The organism is Legionella quinlivanii (assembly GCF_003265995.1).
Lineage (GTDB): Bacteria > Pseudomonadota > Gammaproteobacteria > Legionellales > Legionellaceae > Legionella_C > Legionella_C quinlivanii_A.
The window spans coordinates 201,291-215,123 of record NZ_MVJN01000004.1; the positions used below are offsets into that span (position 1 = coordinate 201,291).

A 13,833-nucleotide genomic window follows, 5' to 3' on the forward strand; every position below is an offset into this window, starting at 1 on the left:
ATATATTATCATTATCCAAATAGTTTGATTAGATGTTACAATTAGAATTTATTGTTCGATTAGATAATATAATGATTGATGAACTAAGAGCATTGGCAATTTTTGCGAAAGTAGTAGAGGCAGGATCATTTCGTACTGCTGCAATTGCCCTGCAACTTTCCCCTTCCGTGGTAAGCCATCATGTAGCCCAGTTGGAGGAGCGACTATGTGTTGCTCTTCTTTATCGTTCCACCAGGCGACTCTCTCTCACTTATGATGGGGAAAAATTATTTACCAGTGCAAAAGCAATGTTATCAGCTGCAGAAAAGGGGCTTAACAGTATTGCCTATCATGCGACTGAACCCTCTGGCAAATTAAACTTGACACTTCCTGCAATGCTTACAAGAAGCCCGCTTGCTGATGACATTGCTGTATTTGCCAAGTCGTTTCCAAAAGTAATGCTTTCGATAAATTTTAGCGACATACAACAGGATTTAATTCGGGATGGCATCGATTTGGCAATTAGAATAGGTGAGTTAAAAGACAGTACTTTAAAATCAAAACTACTTTTTATTATGAAACGTAAACTAGTAGTTGCTCCGGAACTAATGAACAAGTATAAGCCACCAAAACAGCCAAAGGATTTACTTAAATGGGACTGGATTGGGCTCAAAATGCGCCCAAATACCAAGACGTTAATCAACCAAAAAGGTAAAACCTGTTTAATCAATTTTGAACCAAGAATCATCGTGGATAGCATGGATGCTGTTTGCCAATTAGCAAAAGCTGGATTAGGAATAGCAACGCCACCTGCGTTTCTTGTGGCAGAAGATATCAATCAAGGATATCTCATTGAACCTCTATCTGAATGGCAAGCGGAGCCCATTCCTGTTTATGCTGTATGGCCACCCAATGCCTCTGAAGAATCTCTGACTTTTAGATTGATAACGTTCCTAGGTAGTCACATTCTTAAAAAGGCGAAATCCCCTATGCAGTAAGGGTTTCAGCCTTTTTCTCACAGAGACAATTTCGCGAGAAAACATGGTCCTTTATCAAACAACTTGAACTAATTAATTCATCAACACAGATAGCTAACGCGTCACCATGCAAGAATTTTGAGAAGAAGCTGTTTCTATCACGTCAAATGAAATAGCAAAACTTTTATTGGCAGCGGATTTAACTGAGTCTAAGGAAGGCAAAAGAGATGCCTCTACTTTTTCGATTAGCTCAATTCGGCTTTCCCAAGCGCCAAATTCCTGATCTATAGTCGTTTTTTGATCCAGCTCCGTAAAAATACGGTGTTGATAATGGTTTTTTGAGCAGAGAACGATTTAAGATTATCTAATCTCCTATTAAAACCCTAAGTCTGATTAATCGTATAATTATACTATCAGCTTTGATTAATTTTCAATTTATAACTGTCGAGCACGATACCAAAAATAAATCATGCACATTAATGCTTCATGATATTTACTGTGCAACTGAAGGCCGGCCCGTCAGCGCGCCAATTGATGTGGGCGCAGATGATGGTTATTTTTCTAACCTAACTAAACTCGCCACCGGTCAATATATTTTTAAATACTCAGGTTATAACTGCGATGATTTTAAAATCTTTTTGCTAAATAAAAAAGAACAGGCTAACGGCGCGTTTCAATTTGAGCTAGAAGGTAAAATAGAGCCATTAAAAGAGCATTCAATCGATAGCCATGGCTCGGGTGATTTTGCAGCCTTACCTAATGGTGACATTTTAACCTACCACCGTTCTGGAAGAAACTTTCAAGTTTGGCAAGACACCAAATGTATTAAAAAATGGGGATGGTGGCTCAATGAGCAGATTAAACTTAGCTGCTCTGATGAAACGTATAAGAAAGGATTTTGGACCAGAAAGATGATTCCTTTGCCTGATAATGAGCATGTATTGGTTTTGGTATGGGGTGTCAAATTATTTTTATTTAGTCTGAAGACCAACCTATTAACACCTGTTGATATTGGCAATCATTATCCTTACAACGTGAGCGTTCGCACCAATGGTCAAGTATTAGTTCAAACCTCTCAAGACCATACAAATAATAATCTCTTGCTTCTTGAGTTCAAGGAGATGTTAGCCTATAGAACACTTATATTTAAAGCGCTTGAAGCTAAAAATTTACCGACTGAACTTAATGCACTTATTACAAGTTTTCTTGCTCCCGACTCTTCATGGACCATTGAAGAAGAGAAAGAGCCCTCAAGATGCTCAGTAATGTAGTAATGGTATGCTCAATTAGGGACATTATTTTTATGTGAAGACATGGTTTTAACTTTCATAGAAACTTCAAACCCACAGGCGTGCGCGTAATTTTGAATTGTTTTCCAGCTCGGATTTCCATTACCTTTTTCTAAGCGTGAGATATTCCCTTTTTGAGTCCCCATTTTTTTGGCTATCTCTTCCTGAGTTAGTCCGGATTTTCTTCTCATGGAAAGTAATGTATCTATCAAAGCAAACTCTTGCTCTAATAAATCGTACTCGGCTTTTACCTCAGGATTTTTAAGGGCTTTATTTTTTAGGTTTTGAATGCTCATTTTCAACCTCCGATTTTCTCTTTCTCGCTAATTCAAGTTCAGACCTAGGCGTTTTATTACTTTTCTTGACGAAGGCAAGTAACACAATAATATGGCGCCCTTTCATGTAACAATAAAGAGAACGGCCTATTCCTTCTTTTGCTTTTGCTCTAATTTCAAAAAGACCATCGCCCATAGATTCAGTATGCGGTGGTCCCAAATTTGCTCCGTGCTCTTCAATTAATTCTAGAAGCTTAAGCATTCTGGCCTGAATTTTGGGAGGCATTTCCAGAATGGCTTCTTCTACAGATTCATTATAAAACTCAATGTTCCAAGTCATTGCGATTATTTCTTATTGTTATCATATATGATAACACGGACGAATGAATAATTCAAATTGACAATACATGCATTTACTATCGCACCTATTGAAATGAGTAAGTGTTGTTGTTCCTAAATAAATTTCAATTTCTCATTTGACAAGAATTCTTCATGTTCTTGGCGTGGTTTCTCGAAATATTTCTTGTGTTGGTTCAATAAAATTTCTAAAGACTTGAAGGCCTTATCTTGTTCTGCGGATATTTTATCTAAAATAGTAAGCCAGCGTACCAAGGAGCTGTTGTTGTAAACTACATCAGTTGAATTGGGGAATACAGAAGCAATATTCGCCTCACTATTGGAAAGGCTCAATCAACGCAATTTAAGTTGTTCTTCGCGCTTTTCAATCATTTCTTCGGACACAGTAGCTGAACGAGTTTTAGTATTACTCCATATTTTAAAGCGGTGATGATTTAATTGTTGATACTCAACAAAATCACGCTTTACTGCATTCACCTCTTCACTTGTTTTGCAATTTTCCAAAGCTAACTCCAAGCGCTCAAGAATTTCATTTTTTTTAGAGCTATGCGTTAACTTACGTCCGAGTTTATAACTATTGAATACATTAAATAATGCAGAAGTTAGCTCTACAAATGGCTGGATAACTGCCTGATAAAAATTCTTTGCATTCTTTACTTCTCTGCGTTCATTTCGATTCAGGAGTGTTAGCAGTTTATGTTCAGGGTCTAATTGATTATGCATACCCATAACGGAATTAATATTTCTATTCGCATCATCTACAAAAATGACTGCTCCAGCCCACTTAGGTTTGTGTCTTACAAACATCTCATAGAAATAGGATTTTTCAGTTTCTGGTTGGCCAAACATCAAAGTATCATCTACATCTAATAGCGCAACCACTCGTTTTTGTTGAATTGTCATCTATTTTTCCGGCATAAAACTAGGGCATAATGCTCAGTATAGCAAATGACTATTGAGGTGAAAAATTGTCTCGCTCAGGCTTATTTTTTCTAAAAAATTTCATACACAAATATCTACATAGCGAGACTCAAATGGCATGACTTTTTTCCGGGCTTTTGTAAGTGATATTAACAGCCGCGGGTTAATCCTCGATCAAACCTCAGATACCAATTAGAGGGAATCATTCCGTTACTTATCAGTGTATCATCAGTTTCAGTGGGCTGAAGTGTACCATTTATGCGTTTCTGTTCGTGGCAATGCTTTAACGCCGTGCGCCTCTATGAATACTACAAGGGCCCAACGCGCAAAAGGTTGCCCAATCGTTTCATCATGAACTTGAATGACATCATGCCAACCGGGAAATAATTCATCACTATTGATGATTTTTTTATAGTTTGAGGAAACCATGAATATTGCATGATCTTCTTTACGAATTACTTCATCAAGAGTCTGCGGATCTCGCCCTATGCGTAACCCTGGGCTGCTTTCGGCGATAGCTAAGGTGAAAGAGCCTGCGTCAAAATGAGGCTTGGCAAGATACTTACCAGATTTTTGCCAAAAATATCTTAGAAAACGCAACTGTATATGCGGCGTCTCGGTGGCGAAAACCTTATCCAATGCCCCTGGATAAAAGGGTTCCAACATCTGGAGTATGGTTCGTACCGTGTCATAGGCCATTTGCCAAATCGGTAATGCCTCATTCATCAAATCAGCAACTACTTTATTATTAAGAAGGAAGTCATCGTAGCGATCAAAGATTGCCGGATGAAAATGAAAAAAATCCTTGTTGTCGTTATATAGATGATCGTCGGCACTTCGATGCTTATAACCCACATCACCACGACGATGATTCGGGGCTATGGAAAAATTGATATGTTTTTTAATAGCTTCCGGTTCATCTAAAAATTTAAAAAAAGCGGTTATTGCTTGCTTCAGTTGTTGGGGGGAAAGTGGAAATGGGAAATTAACATAACCTTTTTGTTTTAAATCGTTTAATAACTGCATTTCAAGGGTAGACATCAATAGGTCCTTAAGGAAAACAAACAGCTACTTTTGAGGTAATTCAGGTAATTATATCTACAGTAGTATCTCAAAAAGCCAACTGAAAATCATTGAACTTGGGTGAACATACATTTGGATGATTTCTCATCAGCAATCGAATTTCGGCTACTGCTGCCGAAGTGGGCAAACTTTAAAGATACTTGGCGCTTCACCTTCATGGACCTGCAATTGTTGCGGTATGGCTCAGGCCCAACTCATTTGTCAGGCAATCTTTCAGATTTGCTATCCCTTTCAATGACTTAGCACTGGTTTCATGGATCCCGTCAATCTGAAAGTGGTTATCTTCAGCGATATTCCATTCTTTTACCAACGTCTGTATCTCTTCAGGCGAAATGACACAGTCATTTGACAAGTCCATTTTGGTTCTAACTAAGAGGATTTTTACGTCAGGCTTGCAATTCTTTTTTATGATATTTAGCCATTTTTTTAATACGTCAATGCTGTCCTTTTGGTGCACATCAAAAACAAGAACACAAATGTGTGCCCTCCTTGTATACATAGGTAGTAGAGTTTCTTCACTGGAAACATCACAAATATCTACTCTGTCTTTGCCCTTGATACAGTAAAAACCGACGCCTTTGGTTGGTTCAAGAGTTTCGCAGAAAATTTTACCACTCAATCGCAATGCCAGTGAAGTTTTTCCAGCGCCGCGACTTCCTATGATAACTCCATTTAAATGAGGTTCTTCCATAAGGGTTTTGTTTTGAAACATTTCAGACTCAGAGGTTTTTCTTGAAAAAAACAATGACGTGGGGGATGGCAATGGTAACTCTACGCGTCGCTTTTTCCGAAGGCAGGCCACAATTTTTTCTGATAGGGTTGACTGAGTATGGTTGGTACCATCCAGACTCTTCACATATCTGTCGAAGTTCAGTCGCAGCTCACGCCGGTGACCATTAATGATAGTTACGAAACCGGGACCCATCATTTCAAGTGACATAACGGGTAAATTGGGACCTTCAGGGGGTATATTGCATACGTGAAAGACGGAGATGGATTCCATAAGAGATTTATCTTTCTTCTTCATTGCATTCAAAAATTCCAGGCCTTTTGAAGTTGAGCAATAAAGTATAACTGATCTTTCCTGTTGTCTGAGCGCCTGGATAATAGGGTCGCTTTTTGGAAACAAGTTTAGGGCCCCATAGAAACTGAGTGGATTATAATCGCTCTCTTGAAATGCTCTATAGTTAAATCCCCTGGTTTGTAGCTCGCTGATCAGGCTCAAGGAGGTGGTCAAGAAGGGGCCACCAGTTGTGGAAACGTCATTCTGTATTTTGTCTAACTCATCCAGTAATGCTGCAATAGAGAATACCGAAGAGCTCCGGATTGCCTGCATGACAATGTCAGTGATGTCACGCGCAAACTCTTCCAGATCATCCTTTACGCATTCAGTCTGCAGTGTTGCCAGCCAAGGCTGAAGCTGATCATGCAATGTGCCGGCTGCGTCCAATTCCCTGATTTTGTCTTTCGACTGTCTAATGATGGTTTCAATCTTTGGCACTAATTCACCAAGCTCTGCCACCTTTCTTGTTAAATGTTGTTTTTCCTCATCCAAAGTTCGGGCTTGCCGATCCAAATTCCAAAAACTTGTATAGCCAAGTAACTGCAAATTACGAATTAATGCCAGCAAAAAAGTATTGGTACTCCCATCTATGGGGTTCTCACCTATTATCATGACATGCCCAAATGTGGGTACCTCTATCTTAGATGCGGCCATCATTTGCTCCCTATATCGATATAATATGCATAGGAAGTATATCTGTAGCAGTTTGGCAAAACAAATATACATATTATTAACAATGAAGCACCTGATTTCGGACCTATCACCCATTCTGGACAAGCTTCATCAGCTTCTGAATTATGGCGATATGTCATAAAATTTTCACCAAAATTGGTGACTATTAGTATTGCTGCTTGCCGGCGATAAACGTCAGACAGGTGGCTTTTTGATGAGTTCTCAGGCTTTTGATTACGAGACAAGTTTCCAATGCATACCCCTCACCTTCATCAGGGGTGGCTTCCCTGCCCTGTCACGTTTCAAGAACGACCGTTACCTGAGCAGGAGGCAAGATAGAAAATTAATTGGTAAATTCAATGGCCATGTTCACTAGGCAAATCGCATGAAGTTTTTAAACATTAATCAGAACAATACTGTCGTGATCACCGAGTGGCAGCCTGCAATAGCTCTTCTGGAGTGACGCAAAACCGCGATAAGCCACTGTATTTGATACCATGATTGAAAAAAGCGAAGGTGCAACTTAAGTTAACTTTATTAACCAGGGAAACAATTTTGTAAGGATGATGAACAAGATAGGCCCCTTATGATCAAGGATTTACTATACACTAAGTATCTAATTAAGGTATTTTACAAATACATAGGCTCGTCAACCCAACAATAGCGATTTTTCATTGAAATCAAATTACCTGAAGGAATTTACAATAAATTCTATTTACTAAATTCACGATTTGAATTGGCTTCGGGAGCGTGTGTCTCCACTGCTTCACTTGATAAATTCTTTTTTGGTGAAGTATTACCAAATATTAATCCCAAAGAGGCTAATTCTCGAATAGAAAGAGAAAGTTTGGCTGGTAATTGGATTGCTACTGCGAGTCGAACTCTTAACGTATATTTTCCTGTAAACATGGGTTTTAAAAAAGAATTCATTAATGTTGAAGCTGTAAGAGAAACAACCAACCCTCCCAAGGCGGGAGCTATGGTATTTGATTCATCCATTGTTTGATACAAAAAATCTCTTGTCATAAAGCCTGGCAATAAGCAAGAATTTGCAACCAAATTTCTGAAAAAGAAAGATGAATGTACAACAGGATCTTTTATACTGTTAACTACAAATTGATGGGTTTGCGCCCAATTAAGGTTTATTTGCCGAGCATTACTTACAAGAAAAAGAGGCAAAATTGTATTTTTTGCCACAGTGGTCAGGAACAACCCTCTATAATCTGAACCAAAATAGTCAACACCTAAAAGTGTAGTAAAATTACCAAATAGACAATATGACATTCTGGAACCAGGACCAGCAAAAAGCCCCTTAAAACCTATATTTTTTATAGTTTCCCAGTAAGAAGGCGGTTTACTGCCTGGATTTTCAAGGCAGAAAAAAATCCGGCGGAGGGTTAATCCTTCTGCTGGAACAGTAGCTAATGCCAAACAGGAATTCCGTGGAAAGGATTCAATAAATTTATGCTGAGGAGAGCCGGGTCTAGGTAATCTAAAAAAAGAATAGCTGCTGGTATCTTTGTTATCTCTGAGCATCGTTCAAGTAGTTAATAAAAGGGATTAGTAAATTTAAACAAGTATGGAAGTTAAATTATTATTCCAGGTAAGACTTGATCAAGAAGCCCGACGATATCACAAAATTGTGGTTGAATCCAATGATTGTCATGCTCAAATTAGCACACTTAGGCGCTACCAGAAGAAAGAAATAGCTTGCGACTACTCGAAGAGATTAATCATTTTGATACATATCCTTGAGAGTTCTTCGGTAAGTTTGATATTCGATTCCTTAGCAGATTGGATGGCACTTACCAAGAAGCTTATGTTTTCGGTGTCATTTTTAAAGGGGAAGGATTGAAAATTTCACTCTCATTATCCTTTATCTCTCACTCCCTGAAGATTCTCTTTCGGATAACGGGGGGAAAGGGAATAAACGCGACTTCAATCCTGTGCGCGCTGGCAACCTTACCATGAGTACCATTAAGACAACCACTCGATGGCCTGAAGGTAGAGCTAGTCATACCAGCTTTTTTAAAAATGGGAGTTTCAAAAATTATACCATCAGCAGAGCTCAGTAGCTGCCATAAAATTTTAGAGATTTGATGCTCCGACCCTAATTGCTCGTTCAATTCGATTAAGCAAGCTGTCCGGGCATGCAGTGGCTGTTCAGAATATACCAGGGACAAAAGTCTCGTCATCTGAGGATAATTATTTTGACTCTCATAATTAAACTCGGTAGGCGATAATAGTTGCCAAGATCACAGTTGGATTCCAGTTGATCTACAAAAATGCGAATTATACACGTAAATATTTCTTGCCATGAAGCCCCACCCACTTTGGTATGCATGCTCTGGCTTGTTAGTAGAAATCCTTGGTTTTCAAACTTGTGTATGATTTAATCGTCCGCAGGCATTATTTTTAGGGATAAAGATGACAGGCTATTTGTTCAAACAGAAATTAAAAATTAAACAAGGCTATGAAATTTATTGCCAGGTTACAGGCAATAAAGCAGATGACAGGCCCTATGTTCTACTTATTCCTGGCGGACCAGGATTTACTCATGTTGCTATGGAAGAACTGGCTGAAAGCCTGACCAAGGCAAGTAAAAAAGCAGGCCGCCAACCTCCGCATTTTATATTATTTGACCCTCTGCATTGTGGCCGAAGTGACAAGGCTAAGGATTTTGAGGCTGAGTTTAATGTTGAAAATTATGCTGAAATTGCTGCCCAGGTCGTGGAGGCCGTACAAGAAAAATTAAATCTTTCAAAAATGGATTTACGTTTAATGGGACGTTCTTTCGGTAGTATGACGGCAATGTCGATGCCTCCCTGTCGGCATCAGTGGATAAATGATCCAGACTCAACCATTAGATTAAATCAACTTGTCTCTATTGTAGGTCCTATAAGTCATCAAGCAATTGAACAAAGTACCACTTATGTTGAGCAGAATTATGCCTATCGCACTGATTTTGAGGAATTAAAATTCTCAGTTAATAAGCTCATGACAGGCACTATTCAAAACGCATTGGATTATCAACAGCATATTGCTTGCGGCTTGGCTCCTTTATATGCAGATAAATATGAAAAATTGAAAGAAGAGTGGGTTGGTCAAATGATGATGAATCACCCTGATTTTACCCGCAATCTCTTATGGTGTTTCAGTTGGGCTTCCTCCTCTTGTGCAGGAATGTATGATTCACTAACCGGTTGTTCGCTGGATGTGCTTAATTACTTTTTCAGTCATCACTTCAATCAATTTAATTTACTGGAGAAAATTTCTGCAAATAAAGGCCTATACCAGGCGTTACCTATTTGCTGTGTTTCTGGATCAAGAGACTATGTCGCAGAACCGCGCATAAATGCCAGTTTATTGTACGAACAATTACCGGAGTCATTAACTGAGATCAATTTTGATAGTAAACACAGTATTAGCGCTGACCATCCAGATGTTTATCCGGAATTGCTTGAGTTATTAGTGCGAGGCACATTATCAGAGGATTACTTAGAACGTCATAGCCAAGGTAATAAAAAAGCCATCGATAGCTATAACCTTGCCCACTCATTTAAGCAGCAAGCTGAGGCTATTCGACAGCTTCAACCAGAAGTAAAGGTATCTAAACCTCAAATCACGAAGAAATCTCGCTTTCATTTTTTTGGTTTTCAAGAGCCTTTAGTCGATGTCAGCGACATCCTTACTCATGGGCAGGAGCATGAATCTAAGGAAGAAAATACTTTTACTAATTAAACTCTTCAACTATTTAGTAAAGAGTGAAGAATATTTCTTTTGTGCGAAATAGATTGGGTAAAGTTTAAAGATTCCTATATAAGTCAGGCTTTGACACTCCAATCATTTCGCAGATTTGGTCCACCGTAATTCTCGTTCGGCATACATTTTTTGGCTAATGCCTGTTTTTCAGCATTTAAGCTTTAAAAGTCACATAGTTCATTATAGGATTATGAGTAACTTCGTTTAAAATTGGGAGATTCTCCTGGTGAATTTTCAACATATAAAGGATCTAAAATGATGGCAGTATTATTTCCATTTAACAAAAAATTCTTGGCCTCTAAGAGCTCTTTAAATTGTTGTTCAGCACCTGGGCTTGGATTTTTATCTGGATGGTGGGTTCTCGCCAAATGCCGAAAAGCTTTTTCAATCTCTTTAGGCGTTGATTCTTGAGAAAGGTTTAATCGCTGAAAAAAAACAAATCGCTTTTGTTTAGCAAAAGAGAAAGAATTTTCTTCTTTATTTAAAGCTAAGGTTTTTGAAGCGTCTTGGGATATTGTTATGGTAGTCAGATAACCTATTATTTTATCAACGAAATGAGATATTGCGACATTATTTTCATAATTGCCTTCTAACTTCTCTGCAAAAATTTTGTCAACTTTTTCAATAACTATATTGATATAATGCTGAGCTTTAGTCGGTGAAAGTAAGTTTAAAGCCCTGGTGTTTGTTATAGCCCAATGGACAAAAACTTTGATTTTTCCTTCAAGGAGGAAATCATCTTGTAATGCTGCAAGCGATAATGAGCGGCGAGTAATGGGATTATTTTTATTAGTCTGTAGCCAATTTGTTAAAGCAGTACGATTAAATCTGTCTGGCGTGTCTGTGGTAAATACAGGTGTTTTATCAATAAGACATCTTGTGATTGGGCATAGATAGTGCTTAGGAATCAATTCAACAGGAAAGCCTGCACTTTCTAAAAGATCATGAAACTGATAGGTAACGGATAATGGAGTCTCGGCCCAATAACGCTGTATTGCCAGCCCAATTTCTTCCTGATTGTCTGGAGTGTTAACTCTACGTGCTCTAAGCTGATGTTCCAAGGGCGGTTGCACTCCGACTCTTGAAGCACTTGCCACAAGTAAAATGATAACGGTAGTATTCATATAAAATCTAGATAAGAGAAACCTGGATCCAAACTCAAATATTCTATTTAAAAAGGGATTTTCTATCCAGTTTTCCATCGTCAATAAGAACAATTGATAAAATAGATAGCGAAACAGGTCGTTCCTTATTGTTGCATTACGAAACACTAACTGCAGTCGACTTGGGTCATTCAAATATTCTCTTAGTAAACTAATCATTGTAGTTGCAACAAGAAGTATTAACCAAAATAAAGCCTGAGCATAAATAAGGAGATGCTTGAGAAATCTATACATAATGTTCATAACCTTTTTTTCTATTCATTGCTTCCATACTAATATGGCTAGCTAAATGCCGAAATTGCTCTGTAACGAATAGATGACAAAGCTACGTAGTCTCATTTAAAGGTTGTAACAAACGCGTCTGCCATACCGTTTCTTTCAGGACTATATGCTGGTGTTGATACCACTTCAGATGACAATCCTTCATGGCGTATTCCTTTTGTTGATTTTGTTCTCCCGAAACTTTCAACGGAATACGCCTGCTAATTTATTTTTCCATCCACCAGAGACGAGCATAACTCTGCATTTTAGTTACAACCATAACTTTGCTCAATACGAGTTGATGGTTTAACTGAGTCATCATGCCGTGTAAAAAGAGTAATTCCTCTTTTTAAAGAAAGCTGTTTGAAAGTTGGCGTGCTTCCGAAGCTCGAAGCTAATCCCTTTTGAAGTAAAAGTAATAAATCATTTTCCAAATCATTCCGTTGACGAGTCTTGGGCAAACGTTGATTTATATCTTCTATTAAAGTTAGCGTGTCACGCTGACTATCACCATATCCTTCTATTTTTTTCATAATAGTATCATAAACTAATTGTACCAGCCCCGTATCGTTAACTGGATTTACCTGCCAAACCTGGTTTTTTTCATCGACTATACTGACAGCATTAGGATCAGTTATGCTATGGTCTGCTAATGTGATAGTGGGAAACAAATCAAGAAATTTGCACAAAAACTCTAACTTCTTTTCATTCCAAAAAAGTTTCCTCTGATTAGCAGGAACGAGATCGGCTTGCCGCTTTTCTTTAATTTCAACTGACAAGTAATTGACTACCTCAGGATCATTTAACGATTCCTTATCGAAATACAAACCTAAACTTGCTATTTTCTGCGCGTCAAAAAATAAAAAAGCGAATTCTTCTTTATTTTTTAAATGAACTATTACGTTTTCTATTTCATTTTGTACAGGTAAAAAACAAGTCTTATTTCCAAGATGAAAAATAAATCGACTATTAGATTTTTTACTTCCTCTATTTAAGTGAATAAAGTCTATTTCCCTAGATAGCTCGTTAAACTTAGGAAATAAGAATCTTTCTTCATCTAAAGGGGATAAATACTTCCAACTCTGCAAAAGCTGTTTGCAATTCAAAAATTCTGTATATTCTTGAGCAATTTCTTTTACTGTTTTACTGTTTTCAACCAATATTTCCGTGTTATCATCAAGAATAAGGGTAACCTTATATATTGGGGGTTTAAATGGAAAAGGAGATCCAATTTTAACCTCTTTTATTCTTTTTTCAGTAATAATGGATTTGAAAAAGGCTTCTTTCTTTGTGAAATGTTGGAGCCATTTATCTTCAAGGTATTTAGAGATTAAAAGAGGAGCTATACGTTTAATCTCTTTAAATGTTTCTTCACTTAATAGTTCACCATACGAGTCTAACAAGTCAAGTAATATAATTTCTCTTTTAGCTGTTTCATTATTAAAAAAATGCTTAAAAAATCTCTCATCGATATCAACTTGATGACGCGAACCATCACGCATATGAAATGTTGCAAATCGATAATGAAACAAACCATTTCTTTTATCATCGATGATGATATTAATAAAAGATATATCTTCTTTTTTTAACTCAATTTTCATTAAAAACCTCAACAAGATTTATAACAACTTAAACATTACAGATCAAACTGAAAATACACCCACCAAAGCTTTGGAATACGGTGTTGAAATTTTATGATCTTTTCCCATTATAATTTAAATATAAATTTTAAATGATTATAGAAAACTATACATTTTTAGGATGTGGTTCTTTTTTAAGTTAAAAAAAGTTGATTAATATAGTAATGTCTTGAATAAAAATGATACCGCTTTACCCTCCCAACACTTGACAAGGTTCGAGGCGCGAACCATTCCCCCATTCCTTTATGGGTAATGCTAGACTTTTCGGGAGGTTTCCCTCTGATACCTTAAGATCTGTTATAATGCGGCAAATCCAATAAATTATTTAGGCAAAATGATGGAGGATTATGATAATGGTGATTTTGGTTATAAGCCTTTCCTCAGAAAATAA

Annotated in this window: 11 protein-coding genes; 3 read left to right on the forward strand and 8 right to left on the reverse strand. The window is 37.5% G+C overall.

What is annotated here, in order from left to right; all coding sequences use genetic code 11:
- Positions 1-71: 71 nt before the first annotated feature.
- Entirely contained in the window at positions 72-977 is a 906-nt protein-coding gene (locus B1207_RS06325; protein ID WP_112219274.1) for a LysR family transcriptional regulator, read from the forward strand.
- Positions 978-1,435: 458 nt separating this feature from the next.
- The gene (locus tag B1207_RS06330) at positions 1,436-2,227 is read left to right on the forward strand and encodes a hypothetical protein (protein ID WP_112219154.1); all 792 of its coding nucleotides are present in this window, start codon (positions 1,436-1,438) and stop codon (positions 2,225-2,227) included.
- Positions 2,228-2,238: 11 nt separating this feature from the next.
- On the opposite strand, the gene B1207_RS06335 is transcribed toward B1207_RS06330, so the two are convergent.
- The 6 genes from B1207_RS06335 to B1207_RS06365 all read right to left on the reverse strand — a co-directional run bounded on the left by B1207_RS06335 (position 2,239) and on the right by B1207_RS06365 (position 8,047).
- Entirely contained in the window at positions 2,239-2,541 is a 303-nt protein-coding gene (locus tag B1207_RS06335; protein WP_112219155.1) for a helix-turn-helix domain-containing protein, read from the reverse strand.
- Positions 2,516-2,860, reverse strand: a complete 345-nt coding sequence (locus B1207_RS06340; RefSeq protein WP_112219156.1) for a type II toxin-antitoxin system RelE/ParE family toxin — start codon at positions 2,858-2,860, stop codon at positions 2,516-2,518. The genes B1207_RS06335 and B1207_RS06340 overlap by 26 nt, the downstream gene beginning before the upstream one ends.
- A 350-nt stretch (positions 2,861-3,210) precedes the next feature.
- Positions 3,211-3,780, reverse strand: a complete 570-nt coding sequence (locus tag B1207_RS06350) for a hypothetical protein (protein WP_112219158.1) — start codon at positions 3,778-3,780, stop codon at positions 3,211-3,213.
- 252 nt (positions 3,781-4,032) lie between these two features.
- Positions 4,033-4,839 carry a hypothetical protein gene (locus B1207_RS06355; protein ID WP_112219159.1) on the reverse strand — a complete coding sequence of 269 codons (807 nt, stop codon included), beginning with the start codon at positions 4,837-4,839 and terminating at the stop codon, positions 4,033-4,035.
- A gap of 196 nt (positions 4,840-5,035) precedes the next feature.
- A complete protein-coding gene (locus B1207_RS06360; RefSeq protein WP_172458157.1) occupies positions 5,036-6,670 on the reverse strand; it encodes a Rab family GTPase in 1,635 nt (544 codons plus the stop codon).
- 657 nt (positions 6,671-7,327) lie between these two features.
- Positions 7,328-8,047: a hypothetical protein gene (locus tag B1207_RS06365; RefSeq protein WP_146740032.1), complete on the reverse strand. Its 720-nt coding sequence runs from the start codon at positions 8,045-8,047 to the stop codon at positions 7,328-7,330.
- A 996-nt stretch (positions 8,048-9,043) separates the two neighbouring features.
- Here B1207_RS06365 and B1207_RS06380 point away from each other — a divergent pair.
- Complete coding sequence (locus B1207_RS06380; RefSeq protein ID WP_112219164.1) at positions 9,044-10,357, forward strand: alpha/beta fold hydrolase; 1,314 nt, start codon at positions 9,044-9,046, stop codon at positions 10,355-10,357.
- A 209-nt stretch (positions 10,358-10,566) separates the two neighbouring features.
- On the opposite strand, the gene B1207_RS06385 is transcribed toward B1207_RS06380, so the two are convergent.
- Both B1207_RS06385 and B1207_RS06390 read right to left on the reverse strand, forming a co-directional pair.
- Positions 10,567-11,502, reverse strand: a complete 936-nt coding sequence (locus B1207_RS06385) for a DnaJ domain-containing protein (RefSeq protein WP_172458159.1) — start codon at positions 11,500-11,502, stop codon at positions 10,567-10,569.
- Between the two features lie 566 nt (positions 11,503-12,068).
- Positions 12,069-13,403 carry a hypothetical protein gene (locus B1207_RS06390; protein ID WP_112219166.1) on the reverse strand — a complete coding sequence of 445 codons (1,335 nt, stop codon included), beginning with the start codon at positions 13,401-13,403 and terminating at the stop codon, positions 12,069-12,071.
- Between the last annotated feature and the right edge of the window lie 430 nt (positions 13,404-13,833).

Excerpts from the sequence above, each read along its gene's own strand:
- B1207_RS06380 (WP_112219164.1), top strand. The coding sequence starts at position 9,044 with ATGACAGGCTATTTGTTCAAACAGAAATTAAAAATTAAACAAGGCTAT.
- B1207_RS06355 (WP_112219159.1), bottom strand. The coding sequence starts at position 4,839 with ATGTCTACCCTTGAAATGCAGTTATTAAACGATTTAAAACAAAAAGGT.
- B1207_RS06360 (WP_172458157.1), bottom strand. The coding sequence starts at position 6,670 with ATGTATATTTGTTTTGCCAAACTGCTACAGATATACTTCCTATGCATA.
- B1207_RS06340 (WP_112219156.1), bottom strand. The coding sequence starts at position 2,860 with ATGACTTGGAACATTGAGTTTTATAATGAATCTGTAGAAGAAGCCATT.
- B1207_RS06350 (WP_112219158.1), bottom strand. The coding sequence starts at position 3,780 with ATGACAATTCAACAAAAACGAGTGGTTGCGCTATTAGATGTAGATGAT.
- B1207_RS06330 (WP_112219154.1), top strand. The coding sequence starts at position 1,436 with ATGCTTCATGATATTTACTGTGCAACTGAAGGCCGGCCCGTCAGCGCG.
- B1207_RS06325 (WP_112219274.1), top strand. The coding sequence starts at position 72 with ATGATTGATGAACTAAGAGCATTGGCAATTTTTGCGAAAGTAGTAGAG.
- B1207_RS06385 (WP_172458159.1), bottom strand. The coding sequence starts at position 11,502 with ATGAATACTACCGTTATCATTTTACTTGTGGCAAGTGCTTCAAGAGTC.
- B1207_RS06390 (WP_112219166.1), bottom strand. The coding sequence starts at position 13,403 with ATGAAAATTGAGTTAAAAAAAGAAGATATATCTTTTATTAATATCATC.
- B1207_RS06335 (WP_112219155.1), bottom strand. The coding sequence starts at position 2,541 with ATGAGCATTCAAAACCTAAAAAATAAAGCCCTTAAAAATCCTGAGGTA.